The 20,204-nt window shown below is 62.4% G+C and carries 18 protein-coding genes; 5 read left to right on the top strand and 13 right to left on the bottom strand.

Annotated elements, in window-relative coordinates:
• The first annotated feature begins 91 nt into the window (after positions 1-91).
• The 3 genes from nadE to BS626_RS06800 all read left to right on the top strand — a co-directional run bounded on the left by nadE (position 92) and on the right by BS626_RS06800 (position 2,879).
• Positions 92-919, top strand: a complete 828-nt coding sequence (gene nadE, locus BS626_RS06810; protein ID WP_075181648.1) for an ammonia-dependent NAD(+) synthetase — start codon at positions 92-94, stop codon at positions 917-919.
• Positions 920-1,007: 88 nt separating this feature from the next.
• On the top strand, positions 1,008-1,880 hold the full coding sequence (cho, locus tag BS626_RS06805; protein WP_075181647.1) for an excinuclease Cho: 873 nt from the start codon (positions 1,008-1,010) through the stop codon (positions 1,878-1,880).
• A gap of 99 nt (positions 1,881-1,979) precedes the next feature.
• Positions 1,980-2,879 (top strand): SDR family oxidoreductase, encoded by a 900-nt coding sequence (locus tag BS626_RS06800; RefSeq protein ID WP_075181646.1) that lies wholly within the window; start codon positions 1,980-1,982, stop codon positions 2,877-2,879.
• Between the two features lie 118 nt (positions 2,880-2,997).
• Here BS626_RS06800 and spy read toward each other — a convergent pair whose 3' ends face one another.
• Entirely contained in the window at positions 2,998-3,492 is a 495-nt protein-coding gene (gene spy / locus BS626_RS06795; RefSeq protein WP_075181645.1) for an ATP-independent periplasmic protein-refolding chaperone Spy, read from the bottom strand.
• Positions 3,493-3,885: 393 nt separating this feature from the next.
• Between spy and feoA the strand changes: the two genes are divergently transcribed.
• Positions 3,886-4,107: a ferrous iron transporter A gene (feoA, locus tag BS626_RS06790; RefSeq protein WP_075181644.1), complete on the top strand. Its 222-nt coding sequence runs from the start codon at positions 3,886-3,888 to the stop codon at positions 4,105-4,107.
• 7 nt (positions 4,108-4,114) lie between these two features.
• Positions 4,115-6,271, top strand: coding sequence for a Fe(2+) transporter permease subunit FeoB (gene feoB / locus BS626_RS06785; protein WP_075182079.1), 2,157 nt, complete (start codon positions 4,115-4,117; stop codon positions 6,269-6,271).
• Positions 6,272-6,284: 13 nt separating this feature from the next.
• Here feoB and astE read toward each other — a convergent pair whose 3' ends face one another.
• The 12 genes from astE to BS626_RS06725 form a co-directional block, all read right to left on the bottom strand.
• Positions 6,285-7,262, bottom strand: a complete 978-nt coding sequence (gene astE / locus BS626_RS06780) for a succinylglutamate desuccinylase (protein WP_075181643.1) — start codon at positions 7,260-7,262, stop codon at positions 6,285-6,287.
• A 30-nt stretch (positions 7,263-7,292) separates the two neighbouring features.
• The gene (gene astB / locus BS626_RS06775) at positions 7,293-8,621 is read right to left on the bottom strand and encodes an N-succinylarginine dihydrolase (RefSeq protein ID WP_075181642.1); all 1,329 of its coding nucleotides are present in this window, start codon (positions 8,619-8,621) and stop codon (positions 7,293-7,295) included.
• Positions 8,608-10,083 (bottom strand): succinylglutamate-semialdehyde dehydrogenase, encoded by a 1,476-nt coding sequence (gene astD / locus BS626_RS06770; protein WP_075181641.1) that lies wholly within the window; start codon positions 10,081-10,083, stop codon positions 8,608-8,610. Before astD ends, astB begins: the two co-directional genes overlap by 14 nt.
• The gene (gene astA / locus BS626_RS06765; protein WP_075181640.1) at positions 10,080-11,114 is read right to left on the bottom strand and encodes an arginine N-succinyltransferase; all 1,035 of its coding nucleotides are present in this window, start codon (positions 11,112-11,114) and stop codon (positions 10,080-10,082) included. Before astA ends, astD begins: the two co-directional genes overlap by 4 nt.
• The gene (locus tag BS626_RS06760; RefSeq protein ID WP_075181639.1) at positions 11,111-12,331 is read right to left on the bottom strand and encodes an aspartate aminotransferase family protein; all 1,221 of its coding nucleotides are present in this window, start codon (positions 12,329-12,331) and stop codon (positions 11,111-11,113) included. Before BS626_RS06760 ends, astA begins: the two co-directional genes overlap by 4 nt.
• A gap of 360 nt (positions 12,332-12,691) precedes the next feature.
• A complete protein-coding gene (locus BS626_RS06755; RefSeq protein WP_371328492.1) occupies positions 12,692-14,119 on the bottom strand; it encodes a YchO/YchP family invasin in 1,428 nt (475 codons plus the stop codon).
• A 143-nt stretch (positions 14,120-14,262) separates the two neighbouring features.
• Positions 14,263-15,165 carry a lipid A hydroxylase LpxO gene (gene lpxO / locus BS626_RS06750; RefSeq protein WP_075181638.1) on the bottom strand — a complete coding sequence of 301 codons (903 nt, stop codon included), beginning with the start codon at positions 15,163-15,165 and terminating at the stop codon, positions 14,263-14,265.
• 155 nt (positions 15,166-15,320) lie between these two features.
• Positions 15,321-16,091, bottom strand: a complete 771-nt coding sequence (locus tag BS626_RS06745) for a 3-hydroxybutyrate dehydrogenase (protein WP_075181637.1) — start codon at positions 16,089-16,091, stop codon at positions 15,321-15,323.
• A gap of 14 nt (positions 16,092-16,105) precedes the next feature.
• A complete protein-coding gene (locus BS626_RS06740; protein WP_075181636.1) occupies positions 16,106-17,497 on the bottom strand; it encodes a GntP family permease in 1,392 nt (463 codons plus the stop codon).
• Positions 17,494-18,705, bottom strand: a complete 1,212-nt coding sequence (locus BS626_RS06735; protein ID WP_075181635.1) for an acetyl-CoA C-acetyltransferase — start codon at positions 18,703-18,705, stop codon at positions 17,494-17,496. Before BS626_RS06735 ends, BS626_RS06740 begins: the two co-directional genes overlap by 4 nt.
• On the bottom strand, positions 18,705-19,379 hold the full coding sequence (locus tag BS626_RS06730; RefSeq protein ID WP_139308779.1) for a 3-oxoacid CoA-transferase subunit B: 675 nt from the start codon (positions 19,377-19,379) through the stop codon (positions 18,705-18,707). The genes BS626_RS06735 and BS626_RS06730 overlap by 1 nt, the downstream gene beginning before the upstream one ends.
• Positions 19,366-20,085, bottom strand: coding sequence for a CoA transferase subunit A (locus tag BS626_RS06725; RefSeq protein ID WP_075181634.1), 720 nt, complete (start codon positions 20,083-20,085; stop codon positions 19,366-19,368). Before BS626_RS06725 ends, BS626_RS06730 begins: the two co-directional genes overlap by 14 nt.
• Positions 20,086-20,204 lie beyond the last annotated feature (119 nt).

Raw genomic sequence — 20,204 nt, 5'->3', positions numbered from 1 at the left:
GCGCAATGACGCTTGTCGTTTGCCACCGCAGGCGCTAACGTTTAACGTTGATAGCGGGCCCGATGGCCCATCCATTCACGGGGGAACCAGTATGGCATTGCAGCAGGAGATTATCGCCGCCCTTGGCGTCAAGCCCACCATTGATCCGCAGCACGAAGTGCGGGTCAGCGTCGATTTTCTGAAGTCCTATCTGAAAACACATCCGTTCCTGCGCACGCTGGTGCTGGGCATCAGCGGCGGCCAGGACTCCACCCTGACCGGAAAGCTCTGCCAGCTGGCGATCGGCGAACTGCGCGAGGAGACCGGCATTCATGACTACCAGTTTATCGCCGTGCGCCTGCCGTATGGCACTCAGGCCGATGAGCAGGATTGTCAGGATGCCATCGCTTTTATCCAGCCGGATCGCGTGCTAACCGTCAATATTAAACCGGCGGTGCAGGCCACCGAGCAGGCGCTGAAAGCGGCGGGCCTGACGGTTTCCGATTTCGTTCGCGGCAATGACAAAGCGCGCGAGCGCATGAAAACCCAGTACAGCATCGCCGGCATGACCCACGGCGTCGTGGTCGGCACCGACCACGCCGCGGAGGCGGTCACCGGCTTCTTCACCAAGTACGGCGACGGCGGCACCGACATCAACCCGATTTTCCGCCTGCACAAGGGTCAGGGTAAGCAGCTGCTGAAAGCGCTGGGCTGCCCCGCGCATCTGTATCTGAAAGATCCGACTGCCGATTTGGAGGATGACCGTCCCGGCCTGCAGGACGAAGTGGCGCTGGGGGTAACCTACGCGCAGATTGACGCTTATCTGGAGGGACAGTCCATCGACCCCGCCGCGGCGCGCACCATTGAAAACTGGTATCGCAAGACTGAGCACAAGCGTCGTCCGCCCATTACCGTCTTTGACGACTTCTGGCAAGCCTGACTGCGCTGACCAGCCTGCCGGCTGGTCACGCTTTGCGCGTTTCCCGCGGCTTGCTATACTGGGTTTATCTACAGTATCAGGAGCCACCGTGGTTAAACGTTTTACGCAATACGGCCCCGTCGCCGACGACGCCGATATCTATCAGTATCCCGAACACCTGCGGGACCAGCTGGCCGATTTGCCGCGCGGGCCCGGCGTGTATGAATTCCACGGCGACAGCGATACGCTGCCGCTGTATATCGGTAAAAGCATTAATATTCGCACCCGCGTCATGTCCCACTTTCGCACCCCTGCCGAGGCCAGACTGCTGCGGCAAACCCGGACGATCCGCTACACGGAAACCGCCGGTGAGCTGGGTGCGCTGCTGCTGGAAGCGCAGCTGATCAAGACCCGTCAGCCGCTGTTCAATAAGCGGCTGCGCAAAAATCGCCAACTGTGCTCCCTGCGACTGCAGGACGGCGCGACGCCGGAGGTGGTCTCTGCTAAAGCGGTGGATTTTGCCCACACGCCGGACCTGTTTGGCCTGTACGGCAGCCGCCACGCGGCGCTGGAAACCCTGCGCAGTCTCGCCGATGACCACCAGCTCTGCTACGGTTTGCTGGGCCTGGAATCCCTGCGCGCCGGCCGCCCCTGCTTTCGCGCAGCGCTGCAGCGCTGCGCCGGTGCCTGCTGCGGTCGCGAAAGCCGCGCGGCGCACGATGCGCGTCTGCGAACAGCACTCGAGCGCGTGCGGCTGGTGTGCTGGCCGTGGCAAGGCGCCGTAGGCATGGTGGAACAGGGGCCGACCATGACGCAAATCCATGTTATTCACCACTGGCTGTGGCTGGGATCGGTCAGCGATCCGCAGGCGGCCCAGGCCCTCAGCCGCACCGCCGCCAGTTTTGATCAGGATGGCTACAAGATTTTGTGCAAACCGCTGCTCCGCGGTGATTACCCGTTAATTTATCTCGACAAACGATAAATTATCCGGCGCGATCGTCAATCGTCGACCAGGCTTAAGGTGTTAAATCCGTGGCCCGCACTCTGCGGGCCGATTGTTTTTACACTTCAGGGAGGTCATATGAACCCGTCAGATCGCAAGCCGCTACTTGACCCACGCGACGCCGGGCCGGCGCCGGCATTTTCGCGCCAGCCCCAACAGCCTCCTGGACTGGCCAGTGAGATGCGTCCACTGCCGGACCATGGGGAGACCAGCTACCGCGGCAGCGGCCGGCTACAGGGGCGTAAAGCGCTGGTGACCGGCGGCGACTCCGGAATCGGACGCGCGGCGGCCATTGCTTACGCGCGTGAAGGGGCCGACGTGGCCATCAACTATTTGCCCGCCGAAGAATCCGACGCCCGCGAGGTGATTGCCCTGATTGAAGCCGAAGGAAGAAAAGCGGTGGCCCTGCCCGGGGATATTACATCGGAAGCCTTTTGCCAGTCGCTGGTGGAGCAGGCGGCGGAGGCGTTAGGCGGGCTGGATATTCTGGTCAATAACGCCGGCCGCCAGCAGTTCGCCAATCACATCAGCGAACTGAGCAGCGAGGCCTTTGATCTGACGTATAAAACCAACGTCTATGCGATGTTCTGGATCACCAAAGCGGCCGTACCGCTGATGAAGCCAGGCGCGGCTATCATCAACACCTCCTCGGTGCAGGCCGGGAAGCCCAGTGAAAACCTGCTGGATTATGCGTCAACCAAAGCCGCCATTGCCGCGTTCAGTCAGGCGCTGGCGAAACAGCTGGCACCGCAGGGTATCCGCGTCAATGCGGTCGCGCCCGGCCCTTACTGGACGCCGCTGCAGTCAAGCGGCGGACAGCCGATGGAAAAAGTGATGAGCTTTGGCGAGTCCGCGCCGCTGGGCCGTCCGGGTCAGCCGGCGGAGATTGCCGGCATCTATGTACTGCTGGCCAGCAATGAGAGCAGCTACACCACCGGGCAAATCTGGTGTTCCGACGGCGGCAGCGGCGTGTTCTGAGCCCAACGCAAAACCGCCGACGCTGCTCACCCCCGCAATCAGGGATGGTGAGCAGCGCCGGCGGTCTCAAGGCGGGAGCCCCGGCCGCACTGGCGGCGGGGCAATAAGCGGCCCGACGTTATTCCGCCGGTGTCAGCATCTTATCTTTATGCTTACCCATTTCTGCCAAATGCTTCTCAAAATTGGCATCGTACTGCTTTTTCTGTTCCGCGGTCAGAACGTTGTAGATTTTGTTCTGCGTCGCCATCATCGCCACCGCATTCTCTTTCGCGTTAGCGGTCATTTTATCCGCCTGCAGCGCTGCTTTAGCCTGATCAAAGCTGCTGGCGGCAATAATGGCGTGGTTTTGACGCATCTCCTCAACCGACGGACGCTTCATCTCTTTACGGCCGGCTTTCATGATGTCGCGAATCTGGGTTTTCTGCGCGTCGGTCAGGTTCAGGTCTTTCAGCATGGCCATCGGGCCGTGTTTGTGACCGTGCATGCCCGGTTTGTGCGCCGGTTTTTCCGCGCCGGCCGGCGGCGGTGTCAGATTATCGGCGGCGGCGTGAACGATATTTGCTGCTCCCAGCGCCAGTGACATTGCTACAACCAGAGAGGTGAGTTTACGCATGATATTGTCCTTTCGTTTCGGATGTATGACGGCACCATGTTGAGGTGTCGTGTGTTCGAAAACAAGTTTACGGGGTCGAGTGTCAATCAGTCAGAACAACCGTAAAGCCCTGCAAGGGTAAAAGACACGAACTGAACAACCATGAAGAAAATGCGAAGATTGGCGTGAAAAATTGCAACGAAAGATGTAACAGTGCGGAATCATGCAGAAATTCGGCAGAAGTGTAATCCAATTGCCGGCGCAGGGAAAGGCGTGCGGGTCAATCGTTCATCAACTGATACCACTATCCCTCTGGACACTCCGGCACCACTGTGGTGATATGGCCCCGGAACCAACCTGAAATGATTATCACTCTTATTTTTTAACGTATTCCCCATCAGGACGGAAGGTGCTATGCGTCTGCAGCCCAACCACAGCTACACCCTTACCGGCTTTGCGCCGGAAGCGCCGCCGGCGTGGCGGCAAAAACTGCTCTCTCTCGGGTTACTGCCCGGCAGCCACTTTGCGGTGATCCGCGTGGCGCCGCTGGGCGATCCGGTCGAGATCAAAACTCGCCGCGTCAGCCTCGTGCTGCGTAAAAAAGACATTGCTTTGTTAACGCTGGAAGCTTGCTGAGATGTCTCTGCCCCGCCTGACCGTCGGCCTGATTGGCAATCCCAACGCCGGCAAAACCACCCTGTTTAATCAGCTTACCGGTGCGCGGCAGCGGGTCGGCAACTGGGCCGGCGTTACCGTTGAACGAAAAAGCGGCGAGTTTACGACCGCCAGCCAGCAGGTCACGCTGGTGGACCTGCCCGGGACTTACTCGTTAAGCCACGGCGATCGGCAGACCTCGCTGGATGAAGAAATCGCCTGTCGCTATGTCGACAGCGGCGAAGCGGCGCTATTTATCAACGTCGTCGATGCCGCTAACCTGGAGCGTAACCTGTGGCTGACGCTGCAGCTACTGGAGCGTAACCTGCCCTGCATCGTGGTACTGAATATGCTGGATGTCGCCGCCAGCCAGCAGATCCGCATTGATGTTGCGGCGCTGTCGGCGCGGCTCGGCTGTCCGGTGGTGCCAATGGTCTCGACCCGGGCGCAGGGACTGGCGGCACTCCGCGAGGCTATCGACGCCTTTCAGCACCGCCGTTCGCCGCAGCAGATAGCGGTGCGGTCGCTGCCCGCCGGCGCCGACACCGATACCGACGAGGCGCTGGCGCGCTATCAGCGCATTGACCAGCTCTGCGCGGCGGTCAGTAACAGCCATCAGGCGCAACCGCACCGCGCCACGGCGCGCATTGATCGCTGGGTACTGAACCGCTGGCTGGGCGTGCCGCTGTTTCTGCTGGTGATGTACCTGATGTTCCTGCTGGCGATCAACGTCGGTGGCGCGCTGCAGCCGCTGTTTGATATCGGCTCGGCCGCACTGTTTATTCAGGGCACCCAGTGGCTGGGCGCCACCCTGCACTTTCCAGGCTGGCTGACGCTGTTTTTGGCCCAGGGGATCGGCGGCGGCATCAATACGGTGATGCCGCTGGTGCCGCAGATTGGCCTGATGTACCTGTTTTTATCGCTGCTGGAAGACTCTGGCTATATGGCCCGCGCGGCCTTTGTCATTGATCGACTGATGCAGGCGCTCGGCCTGCCGGGGAAATCGTTTGTGCCGCTGATTGTTGGCTTTGGCTGCAATGTGCCGGCGGTGATGGGAACCCGTACCCTGGAATCGCCGCGCGAACGGCTGACCACCATCATGATGGCACCGTTTATGTCCTGCGGGGCGCGTCTGGCCATCTTTGCCGTCTTCGCCGCGGCGTTTTTCGGCCAGGGCGGAGCCGCCGTGGTGTTCTCACTCTATCTGCTCGGGATCCTGGTGGCGGTATTCACCGGCCTGATGCTGAAAGCCACCCTGATGCGCGGCAGCGCCTCACCCTTCGTCATGGAGCTGCCGGTCTATCACCTGCCACACCTGAAAACCCTGCTGCTGCAGACGTGGCAGCGGCTGCGGGGGTTTATTTTACGCGCCGGCAAGATAATTATCCTTGTCAGCCTGGTGATTGGCGCGCTGAACAGCTTTTCGCTGCGGGGAGAGGCGGTGGATAACATCAACCAGTCTGCGCTGGCGTCGGTTAGCCAGCAGATTACCCCGCTGTTAGGGCCGATGGGGGTCAGCGACGATAACTGGCAGGCCACCGTTGGGCTGATTACCGGCGCGATGGCAAAAGAGGTAGTGGTGGGGACGCTGAACACGCTATACACCGCGGAACAATTGCATCAGCAGCCGTTTGACCCCGCCACTTTCAGCCTGACCAACGCGCTGCGCGCTGCGCTGAGTCAGACCTGGCAGGGGCTGCGTGAGATTGTTAGCCTGAGCGTGCTGGCCAACCCCATCGAAGCCAGCAAAGGTGACGGTGAGATGGCCACCGGCGCGATGGGGATCATGAGCAGCAAATTCGGCAGCGGCGTGGCCGCCTACAGCTACCTGATCTTCGTGCTGCTCTACGTGCCCTGCGTATCGGTAATGGGGGCGATTGCCCGGGAAGCGCATCGCGGCTGGATGCTGTTCTCGATTGGCTGGGGGCTGAACGTCGCCTGGTCAATCGCCACGCTGTTCTATCAGATCGCCACGTTTTCCCAGCATCCCGGCCGCAGTCTGCTGTGGGTAGTCGGCATTGTGGCGGTCAACCTGCTGCTGCTGCTGCTATTGCGCCGCGCCCGCCACTGGCGCAGTCTCTCCGGTCCCGGCCGCGTCGCGGCGCCGACCTGTTCAGGATGCGATAAGGGCTGTCACGGAGGATAATCCATCAGGCCGCTCACTCCGCGGGTTCCTCCACCAGCATCAGTCCCGCCCGCAGCCCCGGCGCCACGCCGGGGTTAGGAAACAGCACATACTCCCGCGGCTGCTGCACGTAGTAGCGCTGATCCCCCTCTTCTGCCAGCAGGGTCCCCTGCTCGAAGGCGGTAAAGTTCAGCGTATCCGCGCGCATGTGCAGCATAAACTGCTCGCTGTTTCGGGTAATCTGTTGAGTGACACTGTAACGTTTTGGCCGCGCGGTGATGGCCGGCAGCGGCGTCGCACTCAGCAGCGCCGCCAGCGCCTGTGCCGTGCTGCGGAACTGCGCCAGGTCGTTCGCGCCAAACGGCAGGGCCTTTCCCAGCTCCAGCGTACAGCTGGCTGCGGCAAACTGCGCGCGGCTGAAGTGGCTGAAGGTACCGCCCGGCGCCCGGTGATACACCAGCGCTTCCATTCCGGCCGCCGGCAGCCAGTCGATAAACGCGGTCGGAAACGGCTGGGAACTGAAGGGCAGTACGCCAAAGCGGGGATGGTGCGAGCCGCGGATGGCGGTATGCAGATCCAGATGCCAGCGCGTCTCCTCCGCGTGCCCGGCCTGATAAAAACGCTCCAGCGCCTGCTCCAGCTGCCAGGCCCGCCGCGACTCAATCCCGTCGCGACAGCGCTGCCAGCGGCCGCCAAACAGGCGGTTCATATCATCATGCAGGTAGCGCTTTCCGGCGCGCAGCGCGGCCGGATTGCCAAACACCACCAGCAATCTGACCCGCAGCGGCGCATCGCCGCGCAACAGCGCCTCCACCAGCGCCGCGACCATCTCGACCGGCGCGGTCTCATTACCGTGAATACCGCAGGAGAGCACCAGCGACTGACTGACCGGCCGGCGTGGCTCCAGCTCCAGGATCCCCTCTTCCCGCCACTGCCACTGGAGCGTCGCGGTTTCACCGCAGGGATCGCCAACCATCCCGGGCTGTAGTAACGTCTGTAACAACGGTTGCATCGTTCTCTCCTGGGCGTTCAGGCCGCCATCCTATTGCTGAAAGGCATAAATATTGCCAAGATTCAAAAGGGTAGTTAGCGCATCCAGCGCGGTACGACTCTCCTGCAGCAGCTGAGGGTCGGCCAGATCGGCCTGACTGAGGCGATCGCGATAGTGATCGTCGATCCACTGATTCAGGCGGGTAAACAGCGCCGCATTCATCCACACCGCCGGATTCACCGCCGCCTGCTCTGCGTCGGTCAGCACGACCCGCAGCCGCAGACAGGCCGGGCCGCCGCCGTTGCACATGCTCTCGCGCAGATCGAACACTTGCAATTCGTCGATTGCCGAATCGTGCACTACCCGCTGATTGAGCCAGCGCCAGACGCCGGCGTGACGACGCGCCTCCTCCGGCAACACCAGCAGCATGCGGCCGTTATCTTTGCTCAGTAGCTGGCTGTTAAACAGGTAAGTCTGCACCGCATCGGCTACCGAAACCGCGCGGTCAGGCACCTCAATCACCTGAAACCCCGGTACCCGTTCGGCCAGCGTTGCCAGCAGAGCCGGCTGATCGACAAAGGCCTGCTGGTGGCAGAACAGCACCGGACCGTTACTCACCGCGATCACGTCATTGTGGAATACGCCCTGATCGATCACCGCCGGATTCTGCTGCGCAAACAGCGTCCGCTGCGGATCGAGACCGTGCAGTCGCGCTACCGCGGCGCTGGCCTCGCGGGTTTGTCGCGCCGGATAGCGGCTGGGCGCGAGTCCTGCGCCGCTGGCTTCGCGGCCCCAGACGAACAGCTGCACGCCGGGGTCGCCGTGCTGTTCAGCAAAGCGGTTGTGGTTAGCGGCGCCCTCGTCGCCAAACAGCGTCACCTGCGGCAGCGCGCCGTGCACGCGAAAATGCGCCGGGCTGGCAAACAGCGCCCGCAGAATCGCTTCGGTACCCGGCGCCTCGATAGCCCGATGGAATTTATTATTCAGGTTAGCCACGGTGAAATGCACCCGGCCATCGCCGCTGTCGGCCGAGGGGGATACCGTGGCAGCATTGGCCACCCACATCGCCGACGCAGAGCTGGCGGCGGAGAGCAGCGCCGGTGCCTGCGCCATCGCGGCGCGTAACACGGCTTCATCGCTGCCGCAAAAGCCAATCTGCCGCAGCACCGGCAGACAGGGGCGCTCATGCGGCGGGATCACGCCCTGTAAAAACCCGCGATCCGCCAGCGCTTTCATCTTCAGCAGGCCCTGTTTGGCCGCCAGTTTCGGATTTGACACCTGATGCTGATGCCGGGTCGACGCGACATTACCGAAGGACAAGCCGGCGTAGTGGTGGGTGGGCCCCACCAGGCCATCAAAATTCGCTTCACGCGCGCGCATGATAATCTCCCGGGGTAAAGTCGAGGCCCGGCGACAGGGTCGCAGGCAGGGTTAAATCCGGGCTCTCCAGCGACGCCAGCGGCCAGGCGCAGTAGTCCGCGGCATACCAGGCGCTGGCGCGGTGGTTACCGGAGGCGCCGATACCGCCAAAGGGCGCGCTGCTGGCGGCGCCGGTCAGCGGCTTATTCCAGTTGACGATGCCGGCGCGCGCTTCCAGCAGCAGCCGCTCAAATTTATCACGCTGCGGCGATATCAGCCCACAAGAGAGGCCGTAGCGCGTCTGATTCGCAAGGGCAATCGCCTGCGGGTAGTGGTCATAGCGAATCACCGACAGCAGCGGACCAAAGACCTCTTCATCGGGCAGCGCGGGCAGTCCGGTGACGTCAAGGATCCCGGGGGTTAACAGCGCGCTCTGGCGATCGGGCCAGCGCATCGGCAGCAGTACCTGCGCCCCGGCCGCTATCCGTCTCTGCCACTCGTCCATGATGCGTCCGGCGGCCTGCGGCGAAATCACCGTGCCCATGAACGGCTGCGGTTCGGCGTTCCACGCGGCGGGCTGCAGCCGTCCGGCCACCGCCACCAGGCGGGCCAGAAATGCATCGCCCTCGCTGCCGCGTCGGACCAGCAGGCGCCGGGCACAGGTGCAGCGCTGTCCGGCGCTGATAAACGCGGACTGAATGGTCAGGTGAACCGCGGCGTCGATGTCCGCCACGTCCTCTACGATCAGCGCATTATTGCCGCCCATCTCCAGCGCCAGCATCTTCTCCGGCTGGCCGGCAAACTGGTGGTGCAGCTGAAAGCCCGTAGCGGCGCTGCCGGTAAACAGCAGGCCATCGATCTGCGGATGCCGGGCCAGCGCCTGGCCGGTCTCACGTCCGCCCTGCACCAGGTTCAGCACGCCGGCCGGCAGCCCGGCCTCCAGCCAGAGCTTCACTGTGGCTTCGGCGGTGGCGGGAGTCAGTTCACTCGGCTTGAATACCAGCGTGTTCCCGGCCAGCAGCGCCGGCACGATGTGACCGTTGGGCAGGTGACCGGGGAAATTATAGGGGCCAAAAATCGCCATCACGCCGTGCGGACGGTGGCGCAGCGCCCCGTCGGCGTGGGTGGTGGTACCGGTACGCTGATGGTAGGCCTGCACCGACCACGCCACTTTGTTGATCATTGCGGCCACTTCAGTCAGCGCTTCCCAGCGCGGCTTGCCGGTTTCGCGCGCCAGCGTTTCCGCCAGGGCACGCTGATTGGCGCTGAGCAGTCCGGCAAAGCGTTCGCACAGCGCCTGACGCGCGGCGAACGTCTGCCGTGCCCATTCGGGGAAGGCGCCGCGCGCCGCACTTACCGCGGCGTCGACCTGCCCATCGCTGGCGGCCTCTCCCTGCCAAAGGCACTCCCCGCTCAGCGGATCGCATTTCGCAAAGGGGGCCGCCTCGCCGGTCTGCCACTCACCGTTAATCAGATGCGTCATGCTGTTTTCTCCTCCTCACAAAGTTTAACCACCCGCACGGTATCGCCCGGCTGGATCTGCAGCAGCCCCCGGGCGCGCGCGTCGATGGCGATCGTATTCGCCCGCGGATCGGCGCGCAGCAGGGTCGCGCGGAACTGGTGAAAGTCCTCATTCGCCACCAGACAGAGCGGCAGCGTGGTGTCGATGACCGCGGCGTCGGTGACGGTCAGCAGCCGGCTTTTACGCACCGCGCGAATATGGCGGGTGTCGCACTCCAGCGTCGGACCACCGTCAAAAATGTCGATATAGTTGCGGTAGCGAAAGCCCTCAGCCTCCAGCACCGCACGCGCTGGCGCGGTGTGCGGATGGGTTTGACCAATCACCGCCTGCGCGGCCGGTGACAGGTAATCGATATACAGCGGATGCTTGGGCATCAGCTCGGCAATAAACGCCTTCTGACCGGTACCGGAGAGGTAGTCGGCATCGCGGAACGACATCGAAAAAAAGCGCTGCCCCACCGCTTCCCAGAACGGTGAATGGCCGTGCTCATCGCTGACCCCGCGCATCTCCGCCACCACTTTGTCGGCGAACTTATCGCGGAAACCGGCGATAAACAGGAAGCGCGATTTTGACAGCAGATAACCGTTTTTGCCGACGCGCCAGTCCGGATCGAGAAATAGCGAGCAGAGTTCGCTGCTGCCGGTGTGATCGTTACTGAGCGACAGGGTCGGCATACTGTTATAAACATTCAGCTCTTTTGAGGCGTGTACCTGGTTGCCGACGTGATAGTTATACCAGGGATCCTGCAGCCCGACCGCGGCTTCGATGGCGCAGATCCCGACGGCGCGATCTTGCCCGGCGTCGACCATCACAAACACAAAGCCCTGCTCGCCGCGCGGCAGCGTCCCCTGCCAGCTCTGCAGCGAGCGCTCAATGCGCGCCGCAAGCGTCTCGCGGTCAACCGGTAGCGAGGTCATACCGCCGCCGGTCTTCTCCGCCATTGTCAGTAGCTGCGGCAGATCGTCGCGGGTGACGGGACGGATTAGCATCATGATGCGCCCCCCTCCAGCCTGTTTTCGCAGGCGCGCTCAAAGCGGCGCAGCCCCTCGGCCACCTCCTGCTCGCTGATGTTGAGCGCCGGTGCGAAGCGCACCACGTTAGCCCCGGCAATCAACACCATCACGCCCTCTTCGGCGGCGGCGAGCGTAAACGCCTTTGCCTGCCCCGCCCACGCGGGGCTGAGTACGCAGCCAATCAGCAGCCCCAGCCCGCGAATCTCACTGAATACGCCCAGCCGCTGGTTGATCGCCTGCAGCCCCTCTTTAAACCACTCGTGGCGCTGCTTCACCCCGGCCAGCATCGCCGGCTGGTTAATCAGCTCCAGCACCTTGCCGGCCACGGCACCCGCCAGCGGGTTACCGCCATAGGTGGTGCCGTGCGTGCCCACCACCAGCGCGGTGGCCAGATCGTCGCGGGTCAGCATGGCGCCAATTGGGAAGCCGCCGCCCAGCGCTTTGGCGGTGGTTAAGACGTCCGGAGTCACACCGTAATGCATATAGGCATACAGTTCGCCAGTGCGGCCCACCCCGGTCTGCACTTCATCAAAAATCAGCAAGGCCTGATGCTTATCACACAGCGCGCGCAGCCCCTGCAGAAAGGCCTGCGTGGCCGGCAGTACGCCGCCTTCCCCCTGCACCGGCTCTACGATCACCGCGCAAGTGCTGTCGTCGATCAGCTGGCTGGCGGCGGTCAGGTCATTAAACGGTGCATGGCTAATGGCGCCCGGCAGCGGCGCAAAGTCTTTCGAATAGGCTGGCTGACCACCGGCGGAGACGGTGAACAGCGTGCGGCCGTGAAACGCATTACTGAACGCCACGATGCCGCTTTTGTGCATGCCTACCCGATCGTGCGCCACTTTACGCGCCAGCTTCAGCGCCGCTTCATTGGCCTCGGCGCCGGAGTTACAGAAGAAGGCTTTGTCGGCAAAGGTGGCGTCGGTCAGCGCCTGCGCCAGCCGCAGGATTGGCGCGTTAGTGTAGCCGTTACCGGTGTGCCACAGGCGGGTAGCCTGCTCCTGCAGCGCCGCCTGCAGCGCCGGGTGGGCGTGGCCCAGCGCATTCACCGCGATGCCGCCCGCAAAGTCAATATACTCTTTGCCAGCCTGATCCCACAGGCGAGAACCGGCGGCCCGATCCGGTACAAAAGTGGCCGGCGCGTAGGTGGGCACCATCAGGCGATCGAAATCTTGACGTGACATGGACTGTTGCATAGCGGCCTCGCGCTCCTCAGCTGACAAGTTAATCAAAAGTTCTAATAATGTTACTGAAATGATTAGGTACGGTTCTAATGTAATTTGCAGCGTTCGTGCCAGCTAGCGAAATAAATGCATAAAATCGCTGTGCTGAAGTAATATCAATGAGTTAGCCCCGCCAGTTATTCAATTAAAATGCATAAAAAGTGAATAACTCTCCGAATGCCGGCTTTCGCCATGCATTAATCAGCAGAGTTATGCAAAATGGGAAGAAAATGATGGAGTTGTGATCGCTGCCGGGAATGGGTCAGGTTTTTTGCCGGCGGCTGCCCCACCGAGAGGCAGGGCTGCACGCTTTTGTCGCACACGCGGACGTTTTCAGGGGGCCATCAGATTAAAACGGGCGTCTGCGTCACCGTCGTCGAGCGTGACCGGTGGCGTGAGGCTCAGGGTTATCCAGTTCGAGGTCACTTTTTGCCCGGTATCGTCCTCCAGCGTCACCGAGAGTCGCCAGCTGTTGCTGGCCCCCGGACGGCCGTCCCAGGCCGGCAGAATGATTGTCCAGCCCTGCGGATCGCGATTATCCGGCGGCGGCGTCAGGCTCAGCTCGCGGGTGTCGCCCTGCCAGATCACCTGGCGAATGGGGTGGGCGTGGTGAATTTGCACTTTCAACGCCAGCGTCTCGCCGGGCGCCAGCTGCCACGGCGGCGTAGCCAGAAACACCGACAGGGTTTTCCGCTGGCGGTAAGCCATCACCGGATCCTGACGGCGTTCGACGCTGTCATAGCGGCTGCCGCGCAGCGAGCGGATGGCGTCCACGTTATCCGGACGCAGCTGCTGCTCCAGCGCCACGCCGAAACGGTAGTTAAGCTTCAGGCCAAACTGATCCTGGGTTTCTCCCCCCTCACCCTCTTTATGGCTGGCCGACAGGGTCACCAGCGGCACCGGCGTCCAGGTTACGCCGAGCTTGACCGCCGAGGGATTGTGATAGGGATTACCGCTGTTAAACAGGTCCACCCGATCGCCGAGGTACTGCTCATAGCTCAGCGACACGCCCAGCTGTCGCCAGAATGGCAGGTAGCTTTGGGTTGTTATGTCATATCCGCGCGCCATTCGCTGCTGCTGTCCGGCGCCGGCGTTTTTCCAGCCCGACAGCGGCAGATAATAGTTGGCGGAAAAGCGTAGCGCGCGGTTCCAGGCTTCGGCCCCGATCGAGCCGCGGTTGCTGCCGTCGCGAAAGCGGTGATCCACAAAGGCGTTATAGCCCAGCAGCCAGCGTTCGCTTATCCAGCGCTGACCCAACCCGGCGTTACCCAGCAGGCCTTCATCCTGCTCCCGGACGCTCAGCTGGCTAAAAGTCAAACGATCGTCGCGATCCTGCCACGGGGTGAACAGCTGAGCGCCGGTGCCGCTAAAATTGCCGTCCATATCCACCTGCAGGTCAAGCGTGGCGTTGCCCAGCGGCGACAGCAGCGCCTCCCCGCGATCGCTGACCTCGCCGGCAACCGTGTCGCGCAGCTGGTTAAAGGCCCAGATCTCCGCCTGATCGCCCAGCGAGCGATCGTCGCTGCTGTTCATACTGGCTTCGCCAATGTCGCGCGCCATTTCGGCCAGCCGGCGGGCCAGCGCCTGATCGTCCTGCTGACCGCCCAGCTCGGGCAGCCCCTGCTCCCGGGCCTGGAAGCGTGCCGGATCGGAAAACGGCGCCTCCGACACCCCCGGGGCGGCAGAGAGCACCGGCACGGCGGGCAGCAGCCCGACGACCAACAGAGTCATACAGCGGCGTAAGCGCGGACTAACGATCATCACAGCGGGTCCGTAGCGGTAAACGCGTTATCTCAATCACAACATTAAACGTAAGCGTAACATAAGCGGATCCATTTCTCAGGGCCGCCTGGGGATTATCAGACAGTTCGCCGCGACGTCAGGGGCAATCGGCGAACCATTAATCACAGCGAGAACCAGATCAGGGCGGCCACGCCACCGAACAGCAGCCATTTCACCAGGTAATAGACGCGTCGGTTCCACGCCTTCAGCCGCTTGCCGACCAGACGGATCGGGTAGATGTATTTAAAGGCGCGATTGACGCCGCCGGTGCGATCGCCCTCGCCGTTAGGCGCCGCGGCGGCGCTCATCAGGTGCCGACCCAGCCAGTGATTGACCGCCTGGGCCCAGCGATAGCGCATCGGGCGTTCAATATCGCAAAACAAGATAAGCCGGTTGGCACCGCTGTGATTCTCGGCAAAATGGATGTAGGTTTCATCAAAGAGTACCGCTTCGCCGTCCCGCCAGCTGTAAGGCGTACCGTCCACCTCGATGAAGCAGCGGTCATCATTCGGGGTCTCCAGTCCCAGATGATAGCGCAGCGATCCGGCATAGGGATCGCGGTGACGCGGCAGGCGGCTGCCGTCCGGCAAGGTGACAAACATGGCCGCCTTTACCGACGGAATATCGCGCAGCAGCGCCGAAGTCAGCGGACAGAGCGCGCTGGCAGAGGGATGGGCCTCCTCATACCACTTCAGGTAAAAACGTTTCCAGCCGGTTTTGAAAAAGGAGTTAAATCCGGCGTCGGTATACCCCTCTGCGGCTTTAATCTGCTGCATCGCCATCAGCTGACGCCCCTCATCGCGGATCGCCTGCCAGTTATCGCGCAGTACCTGCAGCTCGGGAAAGGTTTGTGGCGACAAAAACGGCGTATTAGGCACGCCGGAGAACAGGTACATAAAGCCGTTAAGCGGCGCGGTAAAGGTGGAGTGATCGGACAGCTGGCGCCAAAAGCGGTAGCGCACCCGGCCGCGAAAATGCACGTATAACACGGAAAGAAGAAAGATCGCGAGGATGAAATATTTCATGACTGACCCTGTCTTTTTCATCGGTGGCGGGCAGCGCGCGGGCGCACCCGGTCATAAAAAAGCGCCGCGATCGGCCGATCGCGGCGTCGGGTAGCAGTATAATCGGAATTTTCCGGGACAACATGGCCAGAGCACGTTTCGCCCAGCCGGGGCGATCACTGCGCCAGCCAGCCTCCATCCATATTCCACGCCGCGCCGCGCACCTGTGCGGCGCCCTCACTGCATAAAAACAGCGCCAGTTCGCCCAGCTGCTGCGGGGTGACAAACTGCTGCGACGGCTGCTTCTCCGCCAGCAGCGCGGCGCTGGCCGCCTCCGGGCTGGCCCCGGCGGCAATGCGTTGATCAATTTGCCGCTGCACCAGCGGGGTCAGTACCCAGCCGGGACAAATGGCATTACAGGTGATGGCGGCGTGCGCCGTTTCCAACGCCAGCACTTTGGTCAGCCCCACGACGCCGTGCTTGGCGGCTACGTAGGCAGCCTTCTCCTTCGAGGCGACCAGTCCGTGCACCGAAGCGATATTGATTATCCGCCCCCAGCCGCGCGCCTGCATCATCGGCAGCGCCAACCGGCTGGTGTGAAACACCGAGGAGAGATTAACGGCGATAATGGCGTCCCAGCTGGCTACCGGAAACGCGGCCACCGGCGCGGTATGCTGTATACCGGCATTATTAATCAGAATATCAACACCGCCCGCCTCCGCTCCGGCCCAGGCCATCATGGCGGCAATCTGTTCAGCATCGGCCATATCGGCATCGTGATACAGTACGCGCACGCCGTGCGGCGCCAGCGCCTGCTTCGCCTGCGCCACTTCGCCAAAGCCGTTAAGAATAATATTGGCTCCGGCGGCGGCCAGAGTATGAGCAATACCGAGGCCGATTCCGCTGGTCGATCCGGTGATCAGCGCGGTTTTTCCATGCAGTTGCATAAGCGTCTCCTGATTCAGACAATGCCGGTGAGGTAGAACACCCCAATCACAAACAGCACTGCCAGACTTTTGATGATAGTGATGGCAAAAATGCCGCCATAAGCCTGTTTATGGCTCAGGCCGGTAATGGCCAGCAAAGTAATGACCGCGCCGTTGTGCGGCAGCGTGTCCATCCCGCCGCTGGCCATCGACGCCACGCGGTGCAGCACTGCCATCGGAATGCCGGCGGCGTTCGCCGCGGCAATAAATTCGTTAGCCATCGCCGCCAGCGCGATGCTCATCCCGCCGGAAGCCGAGCCGGTGATCCCGGCCAGCACGGTAATGCTCAGCGCTTCGTTAATCAGCGGGTTGGGGATCGCCTGCAGCGCGTTGGACAGCACCATAAACCCCGGCAGCGCGGCAATCACCGCGCCAAAACCGTATTCCGACGCAGTATTCATCGCCGCCAGCAGCGCACCGCCAACCGCCGTGCGGCTGCCCTCGGCCAGCCGGCCGCGAATATTGCGCCAGCCGAACAGCAGCACCGTTAGGATACCGCTGAGCAGCGCCGCCTGTACTGCCCAGATGGCGGTGCTTTTTACCACGTCGGTAACGATCGGCGCGCGGCTGCCCGGCAGGCTGGTGGTGTGCTCCGCGCCGTACCACTGCGGGATCCAATGGGTAAACAGCAGGTTTAACACGCCCACTAACAGCAGCGGCAGAATGGCTATCAGCGGATGCGGCAGCGCGATATCTTCGGCCGTCTCCGGCTCATTTTTCAACGCGCTGCCGTAGCCCTCACCGCGCACCTGCGCCCGGCGGCGCTGGCGCTCCAGCCAGCTCAAGCCAATAATCACGATAAACAGCGAGCCAATCAGTCCCAGCCACGGCGCCGCCCAGCCGTTCGTGCCAAAAAAGCTGCCGGGAATGATGTTCTGAATTTGCGGCGTACCGGGCAGCGCATCCATGGTAAAAGAGAAGGCGCCGAGCGCCACCGTGGCCGGAATCAATCGCTTGGGAATATCGCTTTGGCGAAACAGCTCGGCGGCAAAGGGGTAGACCGCAAACGCTACCACGAACAGCGAGACGCCGCCGTAGGTCAGCAGCGCGCAGACCAGTACAATCACCGGAATGGCGTGGCGCTGGCCAAGCAGCCGGATAGCGGCGCTGACGATGGCGCGCGAAAAGCCCGACAGCTCAATCAGCTTGCCGAAAATCGCCCCGAGCAGGAACACCGGGAAGTAGAGCTTCACGAAGCCCACCATTTTTTCCATAAACAGACCGCTGAACACCGGCGCTACGGCGCTGGGATCGGTCAGCAGTACCGCCATCAGCGCGGCGATAGGCGCAAACAGAATCACGCTGTAACCGCGATACGCGGCGATCATCAGCAGCGCCAGCGCCGCCAGGGCAATAGTGACGCTCATGGTGTTGCCTCCGACACTGGCGCGGTGCCCGGGCGCTCGATCGCCAGCGCCACGCCCTGGCCACCGCCGACGCACAGGGTAGCCAGCCCGCGCGTCAGGGCGCGCTGCTGCATGATGTGTAACAGGGTCACCAGGATACGGCAGCCGGAAGCGCCGATCGGGTGCCCCAGCGCAATCGCACCGCCGCGCAGATTGACCCGCGAGGGATCCCAGCCCAGCGCGGCCCCCACCGCCAGCGCCTGTGCGGCGAACGCTTCGTTTGCTTCAATCACCTCCACGTCCTGCAGCTGCCAGCCCGCCTGGCGCAGGCAGCGCCGACTGGCTTCGACCGGGCCGATGCCCATGAAGGCCGGATCCACACCGCTGATACCGCTGCCGCAGAGGCGCGCCAGCACCGTCATCCCCAGTGCCTGCGCCCGCTGTGCCGACATCAGCAGCACCGCCGCCGCGCCGTCATTCAGGCTGGAGGCATTGCCGGCGGTGACCGTGCCGTCGGGCAGAAACGCCGGGCGCAGGCGACCAAGCTGGGCCAGCGTGGTCTCCGCCCGCGGCTGTTCATCCTCACGGATCCAACGCGGAGCATCCCCCTTTTGCGCTACCGCGACGGGGGTGATTTCGGCGACAAAGTCACCGGCCTGGCGCGCCGCGGCAGCCTTCTGCTGCGACGCCAGCGCAAACGCATCCTGGCTGGCGCGATCGATTTGAAAGCGCGTCGCCACATTCTCCGCGGTGACGCCCATCGCGCAGTCGTAAAACGCATCCCACAGGCCATCATGCAGCACGCTGTCCAGCAGCTGGCCGTGCCCCAGCTTGCGACCACCGCGCATCTCCGGCAGCAGATAAGGCGCGTGACTCATGCTCTCCTGACCGCCGGCAATCACGATATCAGCACTGCCGCAGGCAATCGCCTGCGCCGCCAGCTGGACCGCCCGCAGGCCAGAGCCACACACCATATTCAGAGTGCTGGCCGGCACGCTGTCCGGCAAGCCGCCCCGCCGCGCCGCCTGCCGCGCCGGATTTTGCCCGCAGCCGGCGGTCAGAACCTGCCCCATCAGCACGTCATCAACCGACGCCGGATCGATACCGCTCTGCTGCAGCAGGCCAGCAATTACCGTCTCACCCAGCGCTACCGCACTGAGCGAGGCCAGCGCGCCCTGAAAGCGTCCGATCGGCGTTCGCGTTGCCGCCACAATCACGACGTCTTGCATCATTCACCTCCCGCCGTGGGAAAAAAGGACATCTCACGTACGTCGTCCGGGATAACCAGCCTCCCGGCCGTTTTCGCCTGAATCTCCGCCACGCTGACGCCCGGCGCGCGCTCACGCAAAATAAACGCGCCGTCGGCAATTTCCAGCCAGGCCAGTTCGGTGATCACTTGGCGAATACAGCCCACCCCGGTCAGCGGCAGGCGACAGGCCGGTAGCAGCTTCGACTCCCCCCCTTTCGATGCGTGGGTCATCATCACGATGATGTTTCCGGCGCCGGCCACCAGATCCATCGCTCCGCCCATGCCTTTCACTCTCTTACCGGGGATCATCCACGAGGCGATATTGCCGCTGACATCCACCTCCAGCGCCCCCAGTACGGTCATGTCCACATGGCCACCGCGGATCATCGCGAACGACTGCGCGGAGTCGAAAATGGCGGCGCCGGCGCGCGCGGTGACCGTCTGCTTTCCGGCGTTAATCATGTCGGCGTCCAGCTGCCCGATATCGGGAAATGCGCCCATGCCAAGCAGCCCGTTTTCGGATTGCAGCATCACATCGATATCGGTCGGTACGTAGTTGGCCACCCACGTCGGCATCCCAATACCCAGATTGACGTAATCGCCGTCGCGCAGCTCCTGAGCCACGCGCTGCGCCATCTGCTCACGGGTTAGCATGATCGCCTCCTGCACGCAGGGTGCGCTTTTCGATCCGCTTCTCAAACTCGCCCTGGATCAGACGATCAACGTAGATACCGGGCGTGTGAATAGCGGCGGGATCCAGCGTACCGGGCGGGACGATCTCTTCCACCTCTACCACGGTAATCTTGCCGGCGGTGGCCATCAGCGGATTAAAATTCTGCGCCGTATGGCGGTAAATCACATTGCCAAACCAGTCGGCTTTCCAGCCCTTAACGAGGGCAAAATCGCCGCGAATAGCCGGCTCAAGGATACAGTGCCGACCGTCAAACTCGCGTACGTCTTTGCCCTCGGCCACCGGGGTACCGTAGCCGGTAGCGGTAAAAAACGCCGGAATACCGGCGCCGCCGGCGCGTACCTTTTCAGCCAGCGTGCCCTGCGGCGTTAACTCGACCTCCAGCTCTCCGCTGAGCATCTGCTGTTCAAACAGCGCATTCTCACCGACATAAGACGCGACCATCTTGCGGATCTGCCGATTTTCCAACAGCACACCGAGACCGAAGCCATCCACCCCACAGTTGTTGGAGACCACCGTCAGACCGCGCGTACCGCGTCGGCGAATTTCAGCGATCAAATTTTCCGGGATACCGCACAGGCCAAAACCGCCGGCCAGCACCGTCATATTGTCCTGTAACCCCTCAAGCGCCTGTTGATAACTGGCCACGCGTTTATCCAGCCCTGCCATACCGCCTCCGCTATTGCTGTCGCCCCGCAGGGCGCGTTGTCGGCATAGTCGCGTCACAAAAATGATTTGTTAATTTTGTTTTTATGCAAAATTGATTTAATTTACTTATTAATTAAATG

The organism is Pantoea sp. 1.19 (assembly GCF_001922585.1).
Taxonomy (GTDB): domain Bacteria; phylum Pseudomonadota; class Gammaproteobacteria; order Enterobacterales; family Enterobacteriaceae; genus 1-19.
Note: the sequence above shows the minus strand (reverse complement) of the source record. Positions and strands in the feature narration are given on the sequence as shown.

What these genes read in the sequence shown, in the direction of transcription:
- nadE (WP_075181648.1), top strand. Translation starts at nt 92, where the DNA reads ATGGCATTGCAGCAGGAGATTATCGCCGCCCTTGGCGTCAAGCCCACC.
- BS626_RS06800 (WP_075181646.1), top strand. Translation starts at nt 1,980, where the DNA reads ATGAACCCGTCAGATCGCAAGCCGCTACTTGACCCACGCGACGCCGGG.
- spy (WP_075181645.1), bottom strand. Translation starts at nt 3,492, where the DNA reads ATGCGTAAACTCACCTCTCTGGTTGTAGCAATGTCACTGGCGCTGGGA.
- feoA (WP_075181644.1), top strand. Translation starts at nt 3,886, where the DNA reads ATGCGTCTGCAGCCCAACCACAGCTACACCCTTACCGGCTTTGCGCCG.
- astE (WP_075181643.1), bottom strand. Translation starts at nt 7,262, where the DNA reads ATGCAACCGTTGTTACAGACGTTACTACAGCCCGGGATGGTTGGCGAT.
- astB (WP_075181642.1), bottom strand. Translation starts at nt 8,621, where the DNA reads ATGCGCGCGCGTGAAGCGAATTTTGATGGCCTGGTGGGGCCCACCCAC.
- astD (WP_075181641.1), bottom strand. Translation starts at nt 10,083, where the DNA reads ATGACGCATCTGATTAACGGTGAGTGGCAGACCGGCGAGGCGGCCCCC.
- astA (WP_075181640.1), bottom strand. Translation starts at nt 11,114, where the DNA reads ATGATGCTAATCCGTCCCGTCACCCGCGACGATCTGCCGCAGCTACTG.
- BS626_RS06760 (WP_075181639.1), bottom strand. Translation starts at nt 12,331, where the DNA reads ATGCAACAGTCCATGTCACGTCAAGATTTCGATCGCCTGATGGTGCCC.
- BS626_RS06755 (WP_371328492.1), bottom strand. Translation starts at nt 14,119, where the DNA reads ATGATCGTTAGTCCGCGCTTACGCCGCTGTATGACTCTGTTGGTCGTC.
- lpxO (WP_075181638.1), bottom strand. Translation starts at nt 15,165, where the DNA reads ATGAAATATTTCATCCTCGCGATCTTTCTTCTTTCCGTGTTATACGTG.
- BS626_RS06745 (WP_075181637.1), bottom strand. Translation starts at nt 16,091, where the DNA reads ATGCAACTGCATGGAAAAACCGCGCTGATCACCGGATCGACCAGCGGA.
- BS626_RS06740 (WP_075181636.1), bottom strand. Translation starts at nt 17,497, where the DNA reads ATGAGCGTCACTATTGCCCTGGCGGCGCTGGCGCTGCTGATGATCGCC.
- BS626_RS06735 (WP_075181635.1), bottom strand. Translation starts at nt 18,705, where the DNA reads ATGCAAGACGTCGTGATTGTGGCGGCAACGCGAACGCCGATCGGACGC.
- BS626_RS06730 (WP_139308779.1), bottom strand. Translation starts at nt 19,379, where the DNA reads ATGCTAACCCGTGAGCAGATGGCGCAGCGCGTGGCTCAGGAGCTGCGC.
- BS626_RS06725 (WP_075181634.1), bottom strand. Translation starts at nt 20,085, where the DNA reads ATGGCAGGGCTGGATAAACGCGTGGCCAGTTATCAACAGGCGCTTGAG.